Below are 20,047 nucleotides of genomic sequence, written 5' to 3'. Positions count from 1 at the left end.
AAGACATCTATGAAGGAATAGTGAATGTACACTCCGGAAGAAAAAGCGCGTATTAAATGGGCTTGTCGTCGAGGCATGCTTGAGCTTGACGTAGTAATTATGCCGTTTTTTGAAGAGTGCTTTGATACTCTGAGTGAACAAGAGCAGCGTGACTTTGTTTCTTTACTTGAATGCGATGATCCTGATCTGTTTACTTGGGTAATGGGGCATGGCCGTAGCGAAAATTTAGGTCATGCAGCAATGGTTGATAAAATTGTCGCCCATAACCTCAGCAAAGTTCGTTAATTTTACTGCTTCTCCCTCTCTGACTGCCCGAGTCCTCAATGTTGTACTTTTCTTATTGATGACTTGGGCTGTTATCTTCTCTAGCATTCCGCTCGTATTATCGACTTATTTGTTATTACTGATTGTTAAGGCTCTCTCAAGCCAAGGCCTTGTTCAACCTACAAGTCATGGGCATTGGTATGTGCACTGCGATGGCTCGGTTAGGTTTGATGCCCTTGAGTGTGGCGAATGCTCGGAAGATATTGAGTCCGAAAAGGGTCATTTACAGCGAGTCGATACATCGGCATCACCATTCAAGATAACATTCCAATTGCAATCTGGCCGTGTTGTTACGATTTGGCGTGATAGCTGTGACGATGAGCAGTATCGTCAACTATCTTTGGTATTACGCCAATGGGAAATGAAACAGGGAGCTAATGCTCCCTGCTGATGTAATAGTTTACTTGGTAAAGTTAAAGCTGTTTAGCTGGAACCAAAATCGTTGGGCCGCTGTTTTCCAGTTGGTTCGGATAGTCAAGCGTGTAGTGCAAACCTCGACTCTCTTTACGCTGCATCGCACAACGAACCATCAACTCTGCTACTTGTAAAAGGTTACGCAGTTCTAATAAGTTGTTCGACACTCGGAAATTGCTGTAGTACTCGTGTGTTTCTTGTTGCAACAGTTGGATACGGCGTAAGGCGCGCTCTAAACGCTTGTCAGTTCGCACAATGCCCATGTAGTCCCACATAAACAGACGAAGCTCGTGCCAGTTGTGCTGAATGATCACTTCTTCATCACTATTGGTTACTTTGCTTTCATCCCAACATGGCACCTGTGAAGGTAGCTCAACGTTAGTGTGATGTTTTAGAATATCTTTTGCCGCAGACCAAGCATAAACCACGCATTCGAGAAGTGAGTTTGATGCCATGCGGTTAGCACCATGCAGCCCGGTGTAGCTAACTTCACCAATCGCATACAAATTTTTCAGATCGGTGCAGCCATTTCTATCCACCATGACACCGCCACAAGTGTAGTGTGCAGCAGGTACGATTGGGATTGGCTCTTTAGTCATGTCAATGCCCAAGTCCATCAAACGTGAATAAATGGTTGGGAAGTGTTTCGTAATAAAGTCAGCAGGCTTATGGCTGATGTCGAGATACATACAGTCGGCACCTAAACGCTTCATTTCGAAGTCGATAGCACGAGCCACGACGTCACGCGGAGCAAGCTCTTTACGTTCATCGAAATCCGGCATAAAGCGAGAGCCATCTGGACGACGCAGGTAAGCACCTTCGCCACGCAACGCTTCAGTCAGCAAGAAGTTACGTGCTTCTGGGTGATATAAACACGTAGGGTGGAACTGGTTAAATTCCATATTCGCCACACGACACCCTGCACGCCAAGCAATCGCAATACCATCACCAGACGACACATCTGGGTTAGAGGTGTATTGATAAACCTTTGAAGCACCACCTGTAGCGAGAACCACAAATTTGGCTCGCACGGTTTCGACATGCTCTTCGTTGCGGTTCCAAATATAAGCACCGATAACTTTGTTTTTATCACCGCCAATTTTGTCTTCGGTGATTAAGTCCAGAGCATTGTGACGTTCGAGAACATGAATGTTTGGATGGTTATGAGCGTTATCTTGCAGGGAGGTTTGCATCGCCATACCTGTCGCATCTGCCGCGTGAAGAATACGACGACGGCTATGACCACCTTCACGAGTTAAGTGGTAGCGAGGTTCATCGTCAGAGTCATCTTCTTCACGATCAAATGGGACACCACCGTCAATCAACCACTGTACACACTCTTTTGAATGCTCAGCAATGAACCTTACGGTCTCCTCATCGCAAATACCATCCCCGGCGATTTGCGTGTCTTCAACGTGTGAATCAATGGTGTCTGACTCATCAAATACGGCAGCGATACCGCCTTGAGCATAGTAGGTTGCCCCTTCGCTGCGTGGTCCTTTACTCAGCACCATCACCTTACAGTGGTTAGCAACGCGCAAAGCCAACGACAAACCTGCCGCGCCACTCCCTACCACTAATACATCACACTCATGTTCACGATTTGTGTTCATATAACTTTTATAATCCCAAGCTAAGGTAACAAAGTTACCTTGTGTATTATTTGCACACCATGTGCATTCCATTATCGCGACATCTGTCGCTAAGGGCTAAGTTGGGAGACCTATCGACGTCCGTGTTACGGCGGTGACTGAGCCACTCTTCTTTTTCATGCAGAGCATGAGCATGCTTCCTAAGTTATAATTTGTAACGCGGTGTTCAGATAGCCATTAGCCATGCAAATGAAAAGTAATAGTTTGTCAATGCCATTGCTTTTCCATGCCCGACCCAGCACAATCTGGGACAGAGATTATTCATTATACCCATTTCCCTCCAAGATGCTCGCTTGTCAAACTTAGACTAAAGTCAGGCAGCGGTGGTCATTTGGGTACAGACATCACATTGTGAAAAAACAATGACAAAAAACTTGAGAAACCATGGAACTTTCTCATTCACGTTAGGGTCACAATAGTGCTCAAGTAAGCAGTGGTGTCAATACTACGTTTTGCATAATTAGTACCCATATCTGAGAAGAGTAGGGGCATAACAAATAGGAGTATCCGCTCGAATGAACGAGCAGCTGACCGATCAAGTATTGATTGAGCGAGTTCAGAATGGCGATAAGCAAGCATTCAACCTGTTGGTAACAAAGTACCAGAATAAGGTATGTAATCTTATTTCCAGATACGTTAGTAATCCTGGCGATGTACCAGATGTAGCACAAGAAGCGTTTATTAAAGCTTACCGAGCTATCCCTAGCTTTCGTGGGGAAAGTGCGTTTTATACGTGGCTGTATCGCATTGCAGTGAATACTGCGAAAAATCACATTGTTGCTCAAGGGCGTAGACCTCCAGCGACAGATGTCGATGCTGAAGATGCTGAATTTTACGAAACAGGTAGTGCACTTAAAGAAATATCGAACCCTGAGAACTTAACGTTGTCCAAAGAATTGCAACGGGTGGTGTTCAGTGCAATCGAAGCTTTACCTGAAGATTTAAAAACCGCAATGACATTACGAGAGCTCGATGGCTTGAGTTATGAAGAAATTGCAGAAGTGATGGATTGCCCGGTAGGAACGGTACGATCGCGTATCTTCCGTGCTCGTGAGGCGGTGGAAAAGAAAATCAGACCTCTTTTGCAACGCTAGTACAAGTAATAACTATGGTGAAAATAATGGCTGACAAAGAAAAACTTTCAGCTCTCATGGATGGAGAATTGGTTGATAAGGCTTTAATTCAAGAGTTAGAGCAAAACCAAGAGAGCCGTGATGCTTGGCAGAACTATCACCTGATTGGTGATGTGATGCGAGGCGAAGCGCCAGCAAAACCTGAGTGGAATATTGCTGAAAGCGTGGCGTTAGCGTTAGAAGATGAACCTGCACACCGTGCGTTTGATTCGCACAGTGCAAATGTTATCTCAATTGCGGATACGCCAAAAGAGTCGCAACCAGAACCGCAAAAAGCAAAACGTCACTTGCCAGGTTGGTTGACGCAGTTTGGTCAAGTTGCTGTTGCTGCATGTGTATCGCTTGTTGTTATTTTAGGTGTACAGCAGTACGGTGGTAGCGATTCAATGTCGCCGCAAGCAGATCAATTACCTGTATTGCAGACGGTTCCGTTTGCTGGCAGCGCAGAACCAGTGAGTTTGACTCGTGAGTCTGTAGAACGTTCTGTAGGCGAGGCAAATATGCAAGAGCAGCGCAAGCGTGTTCATGCTATGCTGCGAGACTACGAATTGCAGTTACGAATTAACAGTGATGCATCTCAACAAGATGCAAATCTGAATCCGGATATTGAATGAAAAAATTTCTGATCAGCGCTTGCGCTCTGTTCAGTATGATGTCTTCTCAAGCCTTTGCTGGTGACAAGCCAGCGGAGGCTTTATTGCATCAAATGAGCGAGGCGAGTAAGAATTTAAGTTACGAACTCTCTTATATCCTTATCAAAAAGAACAGCATTGAGCCGTTGCTGTATCGTCATGCCACGCATGGTGACGATCAATATGCTCATCTTGTCTACTTAAGTGGCCCTGTGCGTGAAGTGATTCGTCGCGGAACTGAAGTAAGTTATATCGAAACGGGTTTAGAACCGTTCACCATCGAGTCAGGTAAAATGGTCGCTCCGACTATGCCTATGCTCAACACCAATATCGATGAGCTAAACTTGTATTACGACTATGTAAAAGTGGGTAGAGCTCGTGAAGCTGGTGTGGCAACACAAGTGCTGCGTATTGTTCCTAAAGACGGTCTGCGCTATTCATACGTACTATGGATCGATGAAAAGAGTAAATTGCCGTTGCGTGCCGACCTTGTGGACCGCGATGGTGAAATGCTTGAACAATATCGCACTATTTCTTACACGGTAAACCCAAAAATCGCAGAGTTAATGAGTGGCCTGCAAGATGTTCAATTACCTGCTGTTCTCACCATGCCAAAAGGCGATATTGGGACCAGTAATTGGCAGGTTGGTTGGATCCCTGAGGGTTTCGAGCCGAACGAGCTCAACCGCTATCGTATGGCCGTTACTAACCAAATGGTGGAGAGCCAGCTGTATTCTGATGGTCTGTTTAGCTTCTCTGTTTACGTAGCAAACAAGGATGAGCATTCGTTAAAAGGGCAGTTGGTTCGCCAAGGCAGAAGAACGCTACACAGTTTTGTGAGCGGTCAACATGAAATCTCTGTTGTAGGAGACATTCCACCGACCACAGCACAGCGTATCGCCCAATCAGTCACATTTAATGTAACAAAGAGTAAATAACAATGATGACCGCGTTGGCTACCGTGACAGACGTGCATCGTCGCGGCAAGCAATACGAAATTGATTTAAGTTGCGAACAGCAGACCAGTTGCAGTAGTTGCTCTTCACAGAAAAGCTGTGGAACGGGCGTTGTTACTAAAGCCATTGGTAACAAGAGTTTATCTTGGCACCTGCGCACGGATAAATCGGTGAAAATAGGTCAAGTCGTCGAGATTGGTTTTCCTGAGTCGAGCCTAATAAAATCAGCAATGGCGGTTTATTTACTGCCATTGTTTGGTTTGATTATCGGTGCGATGTTTGGTCACTTCCTATTAGCGCCGCTGACAGCCGGCGGGGAAGGCATCATCATATTGGCATCGGTATTGTTTGCCGCTGGTGGAATGTGGATCGCAAAACGTGTTTCTCGTCCGTTAGAAGATGAATCCAAGCGCCAAGTTACCCTCGTTCGGGTACTTGGAGAGCCAATCCAGTAAGTGCTGTCCCCCTCCACTAAAGGTTATTTGGGTATGTACTTTAAATTACGTGCGCCCGTTAACGAAATTCGGTAGAATCTGCCAACTTGATTGAAATGCCGTCAGTAGATGGCGTTTCTTACTGTCCCTATTTGTAAAGAGTTAGTCACCCTAAATCTATGAAGCACATTCGTAACTTTTCGATTATCGCCCACATCGACCATGGTAAGTCGACCCTATCAGACCGTCTAATCCAAGTTTGTGGCGGGTTAACCGATCGTGAAATGGCCGCACAGGTTCTGGATTCTATGGATCTTGAACGTGAGCGTGGCATCACCATCAAATCTCAGAGTGTGACGCTAAACTACACCGCTAAAGACGGTGAGACGTATCAGCTGAACTTCATCGATACTCCGGGGCACGTTGACTTTGCATATGAAGTATCACGTTCTCTAGCGGCTTGTGAAGGTGCGCTATTGGTTGTGGATGCGGGTCAAGGTGTTGAAGCTCAAACACTGGCTAACTGTTACACCGCGATCGAAATGGATCTAGAGGTTGTGCCAATCTTGAACAAGATTGACCTACCAGCAGCCGATCCTGAGCGTGTAGCGGAAGAAATTGAAGAAATCGTTGGTATCGATGCAATGGAAGCAACCCGCTGTTCTGCGAAGACAGGCATTGGTGTTGATGACGTTCTAGAGAACATTGTGTCAGCGATTCCAGCACCGGAAGGTGATCCAGATGCGCCACTACAAGCGCTGATCATTGACTCATGGTTTGATAACTACCTTGGCGTTGTTTCTCTAGTGCGTATTAAAAACGGCGAACTGAAGAAGAACGATAAGATCAAAGTGATGAGTACGGGCCAAGTTTGGGGTGTAGACCGCCTTGGTATCTTTACGCCAAAACAAGTAGATACCGATACCCTTCGTACTGGTGAAGTAGGTTGGGTTGTTTGTGGCATCAAAGACATTCTTGGTGCCCCTGTTGGTGATACGCTGACTCTAGCGAAGAATGGTTGTGATAAACCGCTACCAGGCTTTAAGAAAGTTAAACCTCAGGTTTACGCAGGTCTGTTCCCTGTATCTTCCGACGATTACGAAAACTTCCGTGACGCACTAGGCAAACTAAGCCTTAACGACGCATCGCTATTCTACGAGCCAGAAAACTCTGCGGCACTTGGCTTTGGTTTCCGTTGTGGTTTCCTTGGCATGTTGCACATGGAAATCATCCAAGAGCGTCTAGAGCGTGAATACGACTTGGATCTTATTACCACAGCACCAACGGTAGTTTACGAAGTTGAGAAGACGGATGGCGATCTACTGTATGTTGATAGCCCAGCAAAACTACCAGCGATCAATGATATTGAAGAAATTCGTGAACCGATTGCGCGTTGTAACATCCTTGTGCCTTCAGAGTACCTAGGTAACGTAATCACACTGTGTGTTGAAAAGCGAGGCAGTCAAGTTGATATGGTTTACCACGGTAACCAAGTCGCTGTGACTTACGATATTCCAATGGCTGAAGTGGTACTGGATTTCTTCGATCGTCTGAAATCAACATCACGCGGTTACGCATCTTTGGATTACAACTTCCAGCGTTTTGAAGCTTCGAACATGGTACGTGTAGACGTTCTTCTTAACGGTGACACTGTTGATGCATTGGCGATGATCACACACAAAGATCAGTCTCAGACTCGCGGTCGTCAGTTGGTAGAGAAGATGAAAGAATTCATCCCTCGCCAAATGTTTGATATCGCAATCCAAGCGGCAATTGGTAACCACATTATCGCTCGTTCAACGGTAAAACAGTTGCGTAAGAACGTTATTGCGAAATGTTACGGCGGTGACGTAAGTCGTAAGAAGAAACTTCTGAAGAAACAGAAAGAAGGTAAGAAACGCATGAAGCAGATCGGTAACGTTGAGCTGCCTCAAGAAGCGTTCCTAGCCATCCTTCACGTAGGTAAAGACTAAAGTTGAACTTTGTCTCACACTTGTCGGTCTTAAGACGTTAGATATTAAAATAAGTGAAAGGGTTTCGGCTCTTTCACTTTCGTATTTTTAGATAAGGGAATTTAATGGCGAATACATTCTCACTGATGTTGGTTATTGCGACTTTGGTAACTGGCGTGGTTTGGCTATTGGAAAAGCTGGTTTTCGCGAAAAAGCGTCAGGAAAAACTGGCTGAGATTCAAGCTCAGACGTCTAATGGTTTGGATGCAGTGACCTTGCAAAAAGTTGAGCGTCAGCCTTGGTGGGTTGAAAATAGCGTCTCTATTTTCCCTGTGATCGCGTTCGTTTTAGTATTACGTTCTTTTATCTACGAACCATTTCAAATCCCATCAGGCTCAATGATGCCTACCTTGCTGGTTGGCGATTTCATTTTAGTTGAGAAGTACGCGTACGGTCTAAAAGACCCAGTATGGCGTACTCAGCTAGTGGAAACTGGTAAGCCTGAGCGTGGTGATATCGTGGTATTCAAATACCCACCACAACCAAGTGTGGACTACATTAAGCGTGTAGTTGGTTTACCTGGTGATATCGTGCGTTATTCAAGTGATAAGCAGCTTTGCGTGCAAAGCCTAGGCGAATCGGCATGTAAGCCAGTTAAACTGAGCAATGTTGAAGAAAGTCAGTTTAGCTCGAACGGTATTCCAATGATCCAACTGGATGAAAAATTGGGTAACGTTGAGCACAATATTTTGGTTAACCCTCTTGTGCGTAACCGCGTGGAGCAATATTTCCCACGCAGCGGAACGACAGAGTGGGTTGTACCACAAGGTCAGTATTTTGTGATGGGTGATAACCGTGACAACAGTGCTGACAGCCGTTACTGGGGCTTTGTTCCAGAAGCAAACTTAGTCGGTAAAGCTGTCGCGATCTGGATCAGCTTCGAGTTTGATCGTGGCGCAGATAGTGTTCTACCTTCATGGATTCCAACTGGTGTGCGTTTTAACCGCATCGGTGGCATTCACTAACCATTCAAATATCGAGAGAGTATGAATTCTCCAATTGATAAACTAGAGAGAAAGCTCGGCTACCAGTTTCAAGATGCCGGGCTTATCAATTTGGCGCTGACGCACCGCAGCGCCAACAGTAAGCACAATGAACGTCTTGAGTTTCTGGGCGATTCAATTTTAAGTTTTGTCATCGCTGATGATCTGTACCATCGTTTCCCAAAAGTGAACGAAGGTGACATGAGCCGCATGCGTGCTACTTTGGTTCGCGGACATACATTGGCGGAACTGGGTCGTGAATTCGATCTAGGAGATTATTTAAAATTAGGTCCAGGTGAATTGAAGAGTGGCGGTTTTCGCCGAGACTCTATTTTAGCCGATGCGGTTGAAGCCATTATTGGCGCAATTTACCTAGACAGTGATCTTGAAGTTGTGCGAGGCATTGTACTGAGTTGGTATCAGTCACGCCTTGAAGCCATTAAACCAGGCGTTTCACAGAAAGATCCGAAAACTCGCCTACAAGAGTTCCTACAAGGCAGAAGAAAACCGCTGCCTGTCTACACAGTGACTAATATTAAAGGTGAAGCGCACAACCAAGAGTTCACGGTTGAGTGTGAAGTAGCAGGTGTGGATAAGCCTGTAATCGGTAAAGGCACCAGCCGCCGCAAGGCAGAACAAGCGGCTGCTGAAACAGCACTTGAGCAATTAACAAATGGCTGATAACGAATTCGATATCGATGCGTTTTTCGCATCACAGGGTGAGCCAAGCTCGCCAGAAAACCAACACTGTGGCTTTATTGCTATTGTTGGTCGTCCAAACGTAGGTAAGTCGACACTTTTGAACAAGATTTTGGGTCAGAAGATTTCGATCACCTCTCGTAAGCCGCAAACGACACGCCACCGTATTATGGGTGTGGATACGGACGGCGATTACCAAGCGATTTACGTCGACACGCCTGGACTTCACATTGAAGAAAAGCGTGCGATCAACCGTTTGATGAACCGTGCAGCTAACTCGTCATTGAGTGATGTAAACCTTGTGTTCTTCTTAGTCGATGGTACGCATTGGACTAAAGACGATGAGATGGTGCTGACCAAACTTCAAAAATCGAACTTCCCAGTTGTGCTTTGTGTAAACAAAGTCGACAACGTACAAGATCGTAACGACGTGATGCTACACATGGCGGAGATGTCGAAGAAGATGGACTTCGTGGATGTTGTGCCAATCTCTGCCAAGCAAGGTAAGAACATTGACGTACTGCGTAAGCACGTGCGTAATCACTTACCTAAAGCAACGCATCACTTCCCAGAAGAATACGTGACTGACCGTTCTCAGCGTTTTATGGCGTCTGAGATTGTGCGTGAAAAGCTGATGCGCTTTACTGGTGAAGAGCTGCCATACTCAGTAACGGTTGAAATTGAACGTTTTGATTACAACCCAGAAACCGACGGTTTCCACATCAATGCATTGATTCTTGTTGAGCGTAATGGCCAGAAGAAAATGGTGATTGGCAAAGGCGGCGAGAAGATTAAAACCATTGGTCGCGAAGCGCGTTTAGATATGGAAGAATTGTTCGGTCGTAAGGTTTACCTAGAAACCTGGGTAAAAGTGAAATCTGGCTGGGCAGACGACGAACGAGCGTTGCGATCGTTGGGTTATATAGACGATTTATAATCTTGGCTGCGAAGGTGCTTCGCTCCAACATCGATGAAAAATCAGTATCGATTAAAGTAAGGAGCCGCTCGGCTCCTTATTTTTTATTTCACACTTTTTAGGCACAATGACTTAGATGAGTAATCTGTCTTCCGAAGGTTTACAGCGCTGTTTTGTATTGCACCGACGCCCTTACAGTGAATCGAGCTTAATCCTTGATGTATTTAGTGAGGAATATGGCCGAATGACTTTAATGGCCAAAGGCGCGCGCAGTAAGCGTTCGAACTTAAAAGGCGCATTGCAACCTTTTACCCCGCTATTACTTAAATGGTCGGGGAAAGGCTCAATGAAAACTTTGCGTCAAGCTGAGCCGATAAGCCTAGGTTTGCCGTTAACGGGCATTAATCTCTACTCAGCCATGTACGTCAATGAACTGATTGGCCGTATTTTGATGGCTGAAGTGCCGATGCCAGCACTATTTCATGATTATTTGCATGCGTTAACCGAGTTGGCGCACAACGAGAACCCTGAGCCTGCACTGCGTCGTTTTGAGTTAGCCTTGCTGTCTTCGATGGGGTATGGCGTGGATTTTTTGCATTGTGCAGGTACTGGCAAGCCCGTCGACCCAGAAATGACCTATCGTTACCGGGAACAGAAAGGGTTTATTGCTTCGGTTAGGCGCGATAACCTAACATTTTTAGGGAATGAACTGATTGCTATCAGTGAGCGGCGGTTCGTCACTAAAGAGCAGCTAAAAGCGGCAAAACGCTTTACACGTATAGCCTTAAAGCCGTATCTTGGCGGCAAACCTTTAAAAAGTCGTGAATTTTTCATTCAGACCCCCAGAGCACGGAGTAACGGAAAATGAGCTCAATTTATTTAGGCGTCAATATCGACCATATTGCCACTCTACGTAATGCACGTGGTACAAAATACCCAGACCCTGTTCACGCTGCTGAAATTGCAGAGCGTGCAGGCGCGGACGGTATCACTATCCACTTACGTGAAGACCGTCGCCATATTTTGGATCGTGATGTACGTATTCTGCGTGAAACCATTCAAACGCGTATGAATCTAGAGATGGCAGTGACGGACGAAATGGTTGAGATTGCGCTGCAAACTAAACCAGAGTTTGTGTGTCTAGTGCCTGAAAAGCGTGAAGAACTGACGACGGAAGGTGGCTTAGATGTAGTAGGGCAGCTTGAAAAAATTAAAGCTGCGACGAAAAAGCTGACAGATGCCGGCATTAAAGTTTCGCTCTTTATTGATGCTGACCGTCAACAGATTGAAGCTGCGAAAAAGTGTGGCGCTCCGTTTATTGAGCTACATACTGGCCACTATGCAGATGCGACGACAGAAGACGAACAGCAAGCTGAACTGAAGAAGATTGCCGCTGGTGCGAGTTATGCACATGATCTAGGTATTATTGTTAATGCCGGGCATGGCCTGACTTATCACAATGTCGCACCAATTGCTGCATTACCAGAAATTTACGAACTCAACATTGGTCACTCAATCATTGGTCGCGCGGTATTTGATGGTTTAAATAAAGCGGTTGCTGACATGAAAGCACTGATGATTGAGGCTCGCCAGTCATAGGGCTATCTAGATGGCGATTATAGGGTTAGGGACCGACATTGCAGAAATTGAGCGTATTGAAAAAGCGTTAGCTCGTAGTGGTGAACCTTTTGCTCAGCGGATTCTTTCAGAAGAAGAAATGGCCAAATTCTCACAGCTTAAGCTGCAAGGTCGTTATCTTGCTAAGCGCTTTGCAGTCAAAGAAGCGGCCTCAAAAGCATTGGGAACAGGGATAGCAAAAGGGGTCACGTTTCACGACTTTTCCATCTCGAACGATGAGCTTGGAAAACCAGTACTCGCATTGACGGGCACAGCCAAGCAAATAGCGGATGCGATGGGTGTTAACCACATTCACCTGTCCATTTCCGATGAGCGTCATTACGCTGTGGCGACGGTCATTTTTGAATCCTAGCTTGTAAGTCTTAAACAAAATACTAAAAAGCCAGAGCATTTGCTCTGGCTTTTGTTTCTCTTCAATAGATCACTGTTCAAGGTATAACTTTGCGGTTGTTGTTACTTTAATCATTTCATCTTGCAGCTCGAACATTTCAGGCTCAACCTCCTCAAGACTGATCCCTGAGCGCAGTGCTTGCTCAAGCGTCGCACAGAGTGACTTCAGTCTTGGAACGCCACAATATGAACTACTGCCGTGCAGCTTATGGATGACATGAATTAGGTCATCACGAGAGATATCTTCTTGCTCTAGAGCTTGGTCAACAACCGCTTCTACTTCAGGGATGAACTCAATCAACATGCGCAGCATATCTTTGGCGAGATCCTCTTTATTCGCGCTCTGTTTCAAGGCCGCTTGCCAATCAATAATCACATCCTGTTGAGGTGAAGAAACGGATTGTGGTGCGCTTCCTTCAGGTTCATCAACGTATGAAGGGGCGACTTTGCCAATGCTCTCTGTACAAGCATTGGGGTTCCAGTGAACCAAAACCTGTTGTAGCACATGCTCTTCAATAGGTTTGGTCAAGTAGTCATCCATTCCTGCCGAGAGCAAGCGGTCTCGTTCCCCTGCCATGGCATGCGCCGTTACCGCAATCACTGGCGTGTCTTTATTTAGCTCCAACTCTTTAATGTGCTTACAAGCGGTCACCCCATCCATTTGTGGCATTTGGATATCCATGAAGATTAAATCGTACTTTTTCTCTGTCGCCAGGTTCACCGCTTGCTGGCCATTGCTACAGGCGGTGACGGTTTCTACTCGTTCGCGGAGCAGTGCAGAGATCAGCTTCAAGTTTGCAGGGTTGTCATCCACTGCTAGTACAGTGAGAGGTAAACGGTCCCCTTCGCTTGGCGTAATTGGAGCGCTTAATACCGGTGGCGATTCTACATGTTCGCTAATCAGGCTTTGTAGCAACTTACGGCGAGACAATGGCTTCGTCAGGCACTGGACGTGATGCTCAGTCATTATTTGGTCCGCAAGCGCCAATTCGGTACTCGGTGTCCCTAGGAGAACACTCGGAGCCATACGTTTCGCTTGTTCTATCCAAGGTGTAATAACTTCCGCATCGTGAGTCTGGTTGGCCGCTAAATTCAACAATACATAATCATATTGTTCTTCGTTGTTTGGTAGCGAAGAGCGGTAGGTTACTAAAATACCCTCCTGACTAAGAATCTGTTGGGTTACGGATGCGGCTTGCATGTTTGGTTCAATCAGCAGTAACTGCTTCCCAGTCAGAAGTTCCACTTCAATCAGTTCGCTCATTGGCATCTCGGTTGAGTGCAAGCGCACCGTAAACCAGAAGGTTGAACCTTGGTGTAGACGGCTGGTTAAACTGATTTCGCCGCCCATCTGGCTCACCAGTTTCTGAGTGATAACCAGACCAAGGCCAGTACCACCGTAACGACGTGAAATACTGGCATCTGCTTGGCTAAAGGCTTGGAACAACTGCGCTTGCTGACGCTCAGAGATACCAATACCGGTATCACGCACCATGAATTGCAGTTCGACGGAGTCTCCTGATTGAGAGCGCATTTCTACGCTAACATCAATGTTGCCTCGCTCGGTAAACTTGATTGAGTTACCGACTAAGTTCGTCAAAATTTGCTGAATACGTAGTGGATCCCCAACTAAACCCGGTGGAATTTTAGGGTCCACTTTTAGGGTGATTTCTAACCCTTTCTCATGTGCACTTGTGGCTTGTAGGTTAATTACCTCTTCTAAACTTTCTCGGAAATCAAAAGGAATGTTTTCCAGCGCCAGCTTACCCGCTTCAAGTTTCGAGAAGTCGAGAATGTCATTGATGATATTCAGCAGGTTGTTCGCCGATTTCTCAATCGTCTGTAGGTAATCCGTTTGGCTGTTAGAAAGCTGCGTTTTAAGCATTTGACGAGTAAAGCCAATCACCCCATTGAGCGGAGTACGCAGCTCGTGCGACATGTTTGCCAAGAACTCTGACTTAACCCTGGCCGCTTCTTGCGCGCGTTTCTTCGCGATATCCAACTCAACGTTCTGAATTTCTAGCTGCTCAAGCGTTTCACGTAAGTCGGACGTGGCTTGGTCTATACTGTGCTGCATCTCCACGTGATATTCTGATAACGATACCGCCATGGCGTTGATGCCATTTTTTAGCTGGTCTAACTCCCCGTGCATTTTGCCTTCGATACGCACATCCAGATGACCACGGCGAATGCGGTCAACGACATTCTTCATGTGGGTGATAGGTTGGGTCACATCGTGCATTAGACGTGAAGCAAACACACTTGCTAAGCCAAGACCGAGAACCAGAACTAAAAAAGCAGAGAAGACTTCTTGATACTGTTGCAGCCTCAAGGAGGAGAGATCTAACTCGACGGCGATGTAACCAATCGCTTTTGTGCCTTGGCTTTCGTTCGACAACTCCGCTAAGTAGTGACCTTCTGACAAAATGGGGACACGCAATATCAGTGAGTTTTCGTAGATTTCCGAATTACCCAGTTGCGGGATCGGTTTATCTTTGGGAAACATCAAGGCTTCAAAATTAGGATGAAAGTTAGAGGTCACAAAGAGCTCATGATGTTCATCAAATACCGCGATACTACGAACCAGTTTGGAGTTTTTGCGGTGCGCGTAGCTTATCAAGCGACGTACCGCCTCTCGGCTTTCTGATAGTAGATGAGTTTCACTGGCAATCGCCAGCGGCTCAATAATGCTGTTACCAGTGGTGATAACTTGTTTCTCAAGGTCTTGGTAGCGGTTAAATGAGAAAAAGCCGCTCAGTAATAAACCAATAATGAGAGTGGGAGCGAGAGTTAGTGTAATTACACGTGCTCGTAAGCCATATCTGGTCATGTTATCTAATTACATCGGAGTCTGGATATGGGAAAATAACGCATTATTTCTCAAGCGCACGATAAAGCCTTGAGCAAAGAAGTGACGTCACCGAATAAACGGTAAGCATAATCAAGTCACTCGAATCACACAACGGCTGCAATCAAGAATAGTGAAGCCGAAGAGCAATTACACATAAATCAGGCATAGAGCATGGCACGCATCTTTCAACCGAAAAAGAAAACCCAACTCAATACTCGGCACCAAGCAGTGCAAGTAGAGCGTTTAGATCACCACGGCGCAGGCATTGCTTACCTCAAAAAGAAGCCATTGTTTATTGATGGAGCACTGCCGGGTGAGGAGGTGGTCACTCAATTGGTGGAAGAAAAGAGCAAATACGCTCGCGGTAAGTTGATTAAAATCCTTAAGCCGAGTGAAGCTCGTGTGGAGCCATTTTGCCCACATTATCATGAGTGCGGTGGCTGTGATTTGCAGCATCTAGATTATGACCAACAATTGACGTACAAACAGCAAACGTTGCGTCAGCTAATGCGAAAATTTTCAGGCAGTGACATTGAACTAGATGCCCCGTTATTGGGATATTCGCAGGCCTACCGTCGCCGTGCGAGAGTGAGCTTGTTTGTTGATAAAAAAACACGTCAGCTACATTTTGGTTTCCGTAAAAAGCAGAGTAAGCAAATTGCGCAAGTGACCGATTGCCCAGTGCTGGCACCGGAACTGAATGTTTTGCTGCCAGAGATTTACTCAGCCCTAAAAGCGTTCAAAAAGCCGGAACAATTAGGTCATGTAGAGCTGGTACTTGGTGATAATGGGCCGTGTATTACGCTGCGCCACTTGAGCGCTCTGACAACGAGTGAAACTCAATCTCTAACGGAGTTGGCAAAACGTCATGGCGCATCGTTGTACTTAATGCCATCGACAGAACAATTAGACCTTATCGAAGGCGATATGCCTTTTTATCAAGAAGTTGGAGTGAAAATCCCTTTTGCACCAAATAACTTTATTCAAGTAAACCAAGGTGTAAACCAACAAATGGTCAAACAAGCGGTTGAGTGGTTAGACCCACAAAAGAGTGACCGAGTGTTAGATTTGTTCTGTGGTTTAGGCAACTTTAGTTTACCAGTTGCGAAATTAGCTAAGTACGTGGTTGGAGTAGAGGGTGTTGCAGAGATGGTAGAAAAAGCCACAAACAATGCATCTTTGAACCAAATCAATAACGCGCAATTTTATCACGCTAACCTTGAGCAAGATTTTGAAGGCCAAGCCTGGGCCGCAGAGCGGTTTGATAAAGTATTATTAGACCCGGCACGCGCGGGAGCGAGTGGGATCATCGATCAAGTTTCTGAGCTTGGCGCACAGCGTGTAGTTTATGTTTCTTGTAATCCTGCTACCCTTGCTAGGGATAGTCAAAGCTTGATAGAGCAAGGCTATAAATTAACGAAATTAGGTATGCTGGACATGTTCCCTCATACCAGTCATCTAGAATCGATGGCATTGTTTGAAAAGTCCTAACTTTAGGACTTTGACCCCTTATTTGTGGTGGGTGGTCATAAAGCCAGCGTGTACGCGCGGTAAAAAGAACTAACCTGGACGGTGTTAGTCAAACCACACGAATATAATAATTAGGATGATGAGATGGTTGCGGTAAGAAGCGCGCATTTAAACCAAGATGAACAGTTTGAACTCGAAAACTGGGTGGCTAGCCTAGGACAAGAGAAAAACACAGCCTCACGCTTAATCGAAGTATATCGAGATTGCCAGACGGTATTAGCTGATAACGAGCAAGCGGAGCTGTTGTTGTGGCGTGGACGAGAAATGATCGAAATTTTGATCACCTTGTCTATGGATCAAGCCACTTTAGTGGCTGCTCAACTGTTTCCTTTGGTTTCAAGTGGTGCTTTTAACAGAGAAATTCTGGAAGAGAAATACAGCAAAGAAATCATAAAATTAATCGACGGCGTTGAAGAAATGGCTGCTATTGGCCAACTCAACGTCAACATGGAAGGCAGTGCAGCGTCATCTCAGGTAGATAACGTACGCCGTATGCTGCTTGCCATGGTGGATGACTTCCGCTGCGTAGTTATCAAGCTCGCGGAACGAATTTGTAATCTTATTGAAGTTAAAAAAGCGCCAGATGAAGTTCGACGTGCGGCGGCAAAAGAGTGTGCCAACATCTATGCGCCGCTAGCAAACCGATTAGGCATCGGTCAGCTGAAATGGGAAATTGAAGATTACGCTTTCCGCTACCAACAACCGGAAACTTACAAACAAATTGCCAAACAGCTTTCTGAGCGACGCATTGTTCGTGAACAGTACATCAAAGACTTTGTTGAAGACCTCACGCACGAAATGGAAGTGTCGGGCATCAATGCCGAAGTGAGTGGTCGACCTAAGCACATCTACAGCATTTGGCGAAAAATGCAGAAAAAGAGTTTGGCCTTTGATGAGCTGTTTGATGTGCGAGCAGTGCGTATCATCGCAGACAAACTGCAAGATTGTTACGCGGCTTTAGGCGTAGTTCACACCAAATACAAGCACCTACCGAGCGAGTTTGATGACTACGTTGCTAACCCTAAACCAAACGGTTATCAATCGATCCATACAGTAATTCTAGGGCCAGAAGGCAAAACCATCGAGATCCAGATTCGTACCAAGCAAATGCATGAAGAGTCGGAACTGGGGGTTGCAGCGCACTGGAAATATAAAGAAGGGGCAAGCAGCCGAAGCGGTTATGATGAGAAGATCACGTGGCTGCGTAAGCTATTGGATTGGCAAGAAGAAATGTCTGACTCTGGCGAAATGCTCGATGAGCTGCGTAGCCAAGTCTTTGATGACCGTGTTTATGCCTTTACACCACGTGGTGATGTTGTCGATTTGCCAATGGGGGCAACGCCGCTAGATTTTGCCTATCACATTCACTCCGAAGTGGGACACCGTTGTATCGGTGCCAAAGTCGGAGGTCGTATTGTGCCGTTCACGCATAAATTACATATGGGTGACCAAGTCGAGATTATCACTCAGAAAGAACCTAACCCATCACGTGACTGGTTAAACCCATCATTAGGCTTCGTTCATTCTGGTCGTGCGCGTGCCAAAATTAACGCCTGGTTCCGAAAACAAAGCCGTGAGAAGAACCTTGAAGCAGGTCGTGAAATCCTTGAGCATGAGTTAGCCAAAATTGGCGCAACGTTAAAAGATGCAGAGCATTACGCCCTCAAGCGGTTTAACGTCAAAACACCAGATGAATTGTATGTTGGTGTAGGTAGCGGTGATTTGCGTATCAACCAAATAATTAACCATATCAACGCGTTAGTTAACAAGCCAACGGCAGAGGAAGAAGATCAGCAAGCACTGGAAAAACTGCAAGAAGCTGAGCATAAATCACCCGCGCAAAGCCGACCGAAAAAAGACGCAGTTGTAGTAGAAGGCGTCGATAACCTAATGACACATCTAGCACGTTGCTGTCAGCCAATTCCAGGTGACGATATCTCTGGTTACATAACGCAAGGTCGTGGGATTTCAGTACACCGTAGTGACTGTGAACAGCTAGAAGAACTGCGCCATCATGCGCCAGAGCGCATCATCGATACAGTCTGGGGCAGCGGCTTTGTGGGGTCATACATCCTCACCGTGCGTGTTGAAGCGATGGAGCGAGGTGGTCTACTCAAAGACATTACGACACTGTTCGCCAACGAAAAGATCAAAGTGACCAGTATGAAGAACCGAGTCGACTACAGACGTCAACTTGCCATCATGGACTTTGACCTAGAAGTCACCAATATTGAGGTGCTTTCGCGGGTTTCGAAACGTGTGGAACAGATCAAGGATGTCATGACGGTGAAACGCCTCGGCTAAAACTCTCGTCATAGTTATCGTTGTAGCGTTGTTGACTGCACGCACTCGCTCCATCACATGGTGAACCATGCTCAGGAGTCTCGTTTGTTTGTCGCCTAGCTACAACTTCAACTATTTACAGAGTTACACTTGCGTCATATTTGGCTTTTTATCTGCGTTAGCTGCACTTATTCCGACGTGCCGGCTCAGGGGCATCACATAGTAGGCTATGCTCAGGAGTCGCGAAAACTTGTTGCCTTGTCAAAGTAACAATTACTTAGTGAAAGCTGCTGAGAAAATATAATGTAGAAGGTGAGTGGTTTTGGCTGCTCACCTTTTTCTTTAATAGAAAGGTTTAAAGGAACAAAAAATGAGTCATCCAATTGAACAGTTAGAACAAATCATGGCGAAGCTGCGTGACCCCGAAAACGGTTGCCCTTGGGACTTAAAACAAACCTTTGACACCATCGTTCCGCATACAATAGAAGAAACCTACGAGGTGGTGGACGCGATTCAAAATCGAGATTGGCCCAATTTAAAAGAAGAGCTAGGGGATTTGTTGTTTCAGGTGATTTTTTACAGTCAGCTAGCGAAAGAGCAAGAGCTGTTCGACTTTTCGGATGTCGTCGAAACCGTGAACGAAAAACTGACTCGTCGCCACCCGCATGTTTTTTCAGATGTTGAGTTTGAATCTGACGAGGAAATTAACGCGAACTGGGAAGCGGAAAAAGCAAAAGAAAAAGCCCTAGTAGGCAAAGCGGAAGAAAGTATCCTAGACTCAATACCAAACTCTTTACCGGCACTTTCTCGTGCTACAAAAATTCAGAAAAAATGTGCAAAATTTGGGTTTGATTGGGATTCACTTGGCCCGGTTGTCGATAAAGTACGAGAAGAAATTGACGAAGTCATGGAAGAGGCACTGCAAGTTCAGCCCGATGAAGAGAAAGTTGAGTTGGAGCTCGGTGATTTGCTATTTGCGACTGTCAATTTGGCTCGCCACCTTGATAAAAACCCAGAAGTCGCGCTAGGAAAAGCAAACGTAAAGTTTGCGCGACGTTTTAAACAAGTTGAAGGCAAGGTCCAGCAGTCAGGCAAAGTACTTACAGATTGTTCTTTATCAGAACTTGACCATTTTTGGGATGAAGTAAAACAAGAAGAATCGAGGCAGAGGTAAACTGGCAGAATACATAATATAAGGTC

The 20,047-nt window shown here is 45.8% G+C and carries 18 protein-coding genes; 16 read left to right on the top strand and 2 right to left on the bottom strand.

What is annotated here, in order from left to right:
* The first annotated feature begins 24 nt into the window (after positions 1-24).
* A complete protein-coding gene (locus R7P36_RS09440; protein WP_005380951.1) occupies positions 25-285 on the top strand; it encodes a succinate dehydrogenase assembly factor 2 in 261 nt (86 codons plus the stop codon).
* Positions 254-715 (top strand): protein YgfX, encoded by a 462-nt coding sequence (locus R7P36_RS09435; protein WP_232284629.1) that lies wholly within the window; start codon positions 254-256, stop codon positions 713-715. Before R7P36_RS09440 ends, R7P36_RS09435 begins: the two co-directional genes overlap by 32 nt.
* Before the next feature lie 22 nt (positions 716-737).
* Here R7P36_RS09435 and nadB read toward each other — a convergent pair whose 3' ends face one another.
* Entirely contained in the window at positions 738-2,351 is a 1,614-nt protein-coding gene (gene nadB / locus R7P36_RS09430; RefSeq protein ID WP_005380947.1) for an L-aspartate oxidase, read from the bottom strand.
* 554 nt (positions 2,352-2,905) lie between these two features.
* Here nadB and rpoE point away from each other — a divergent pair.
* From rpoE to acpS, 11 genes are all read left to right on the top strand, one after another.
* The gene (gene rpoE / locus R7P36_RS09425; protein ID WP_005380946.1) at positions 2,906-3,484 is read left to right on the top strand and encodes an RNA polymerase sigma factor RpoE; all 579 of its coding nucleotides are present in this window, start codon (positions 2,906-2,908) and stop codon (positions 3,482-3,484) included.
* Positions 3,485-3,510: 26 nt separating this feature from the next.
* Entirely contained in the window at positions 3,511-4,137 is a 627-nt protein-coding gene (locus tag R7P36_RS09420) for a sigma-E factor negative regulatory protein (RefSeq protein ID WP_213899244.1), read from the top strand.
* Positions 4,134-5,093, top strand: a complete 960-nt coding sequence (gene rseB, locus R7P36_RS09415) for a sigma-E factor regulatory protein RseB (protein ID WP_005380941.1) — start codon at positions 4,134-4,136, stop codon at positions 5,091-5,093. The genes R7P36_RS09420 and rseB overlap by 4 nt, the downstream gene beginning before the upstream one ends.
* A 2-nt stretch (positions 5,094-5,095) precedes the next feature.
* Positions 5,096-5,566: a SoxR reducing system RseC family protein gene (locus R7P36_RS09410; protein WP_005384575.1), complete on the top strand. Its 471-nt coding sequence runs from the start codon at positions 5,096-5,098 to the stop codon at positions 5,564-5,566.
* Between the two features lie 158 nt (positions 5,567-5,724).
* A complete protein-coding gene (gene lepA / locus R7P36_RS09405) occupies positions 5,725-7,518 on the top strand; it encodes a translation elongation factor 4 (protein ID WP_005380934.1) in 1,794 nt (597 codons plus the stop codon).
* Between the two features lie 104 nt (positions 7,519-7,622).
* A complete protein-coding gene (lepB, locus tag R7P36_RS09400; protein ID WP_042521273.1) occupies positions 7,623-8,522 on the top strand; it encodes a signal peptidase I in 900 nt (299 codons plus the stop codon).
* Positions 8,523-8,543: 21 nt separating this feature from the next.
* A complete protein-coding gene (gene rnc / locus R7P36_RS09395; RefSeq protein ID WP_005380932.1) occupies positions 8,544-9,221 on the top strand; it encodes a ribonuclease III in 678 nt (225 codons plus the stop codon).
* Entirely contained in the window at positions 9,214-10,176 is a 963-nt protein-coding gene (gene era, locus R7P36_RS09390; RefSeq protein WP_005380931.1) for a GTPase Era, read from the top strand. Before rnc ends, era begins: the two co-directional genes overlap by 8 nt.
* A 115-nt stretch (positions 10,177-10,291) precedes the next feature.
* Positions 10,292-11,023: a DNA repair protein RecO gene (gene recO, locus R7P36_RS09385; protein WP_213899245.1), complete on the top strand. Its 732-nt coding sequence runs from the start codon at positions 10,292-10,294 to the stop codon at positions 11,021-11,023.
* On the top strand, positions 11,020-11,754 hold the full coding sequence (pdxJ, locus tag R7P36_RS09380) for a pyridoxine 5'-phosphate synthase (RefSeq protein ID WP_005384579.1): 735 nt from the start codon (positions 11,020-11,022) through the stop codon (positions 11,752-11,754). The genes recO and pdxJ overlap by 4 nt, the downstream gene beginning before the upstream one ends.
* 10 nt (positions 11,755-11,764) lie before the next feature.
* The gene (gene acpS, locus R7P36_RS09375; RefSeq protein WP_005380927.1) at positions 11,765-12,145 is read left to right on the top strand and encodes a holo-ACP synthase; all 381 of its coding nucleotides are present in this window, start codon (positions 11,765-11,767) and stop codon (positions 12,143-12,145) included.
* Positions 12,146-12,214: 69 nt separating this feature from the next.
* Here the strand turns inward: acpS and barA are convergent, their stop codons facing one another.
* On the bottom strand, positions 12,215-15,013 hold the full coding sequence (barA, locus tag R7P36_RS09370) for a two-component sensor histidine kinase BarA (RefSeq protein WP_033907441.1): 2,799 nt from the start codon (positions 15,011-15,013) through the stop codon (positions 12,215-12,217).
* Between the two features lie 192 nt (positions 15,014-15,205).
* On the opposite strand from barA, the gene rlmD reads away from it, so the two are divergent.
* The 3 genes from rlmD (at position 15,206) to mazG (ending at position 20,021) form a co-directional block, all read left to right on the top strand.
* Positions 15,206-16,525: a 23S rRNA (uracil(1939)-C(5))-methyltransferase RlmD gene (gene rlmD, locus R7P36_RS09365; RefSeq protein ID WP_025768846.1), complete on the top strand. Its 1,320-nt coding sequence runs from the start codon at positions 15,206-15,208 to the stop codon at positions 16,523-16,525.
* Positions 16,526-16,648: 123 nt separating this feature from the next.
* Positions 16,649-18,868 (top strand): GTP diphosphokinase, encoded by a 2,220-nt coding sequence (gene relA, locus R7P36_RS09360; protein WP_005380915.1) that lies wholly within the window; start codon positions 16,649-16,651, stop codon positions 18,866-18,868.
* A gap of 349 nt (positions 18,869-19,217) precedes the next feature.
* On the top strand, positions 19,218-20,021 hold the full coding sequence (gene mazG, locus R7P36_RS09355) for a nucleoside triphosphate pyrophosphohydrolase (RefSeq protein WP_005383780.1): 804 nt from the start codon (positions 19,218-19,220) through the stop codon (positions 20,019-20,021).
* Positions 20,022-20,047: the final 26 nt, after the last annotated feature.

This window comes from Vibrio sp. 397 (genome assembly GCF_033339395.1).
In the GTDB taxonomy this organism is placed as follows: domain Bacteria; phylum Pseudomonadota; class Gammaproteobacteria; order Enterobacterales; family Vibrionaceae; genus Vibrio; species Vibrio alginolyticus.
The sequence above is the reverse complement of the archived record's forward strand: the minus strand, read 5'-3'. Positions and strand labels throughout refer to the sequence as shown.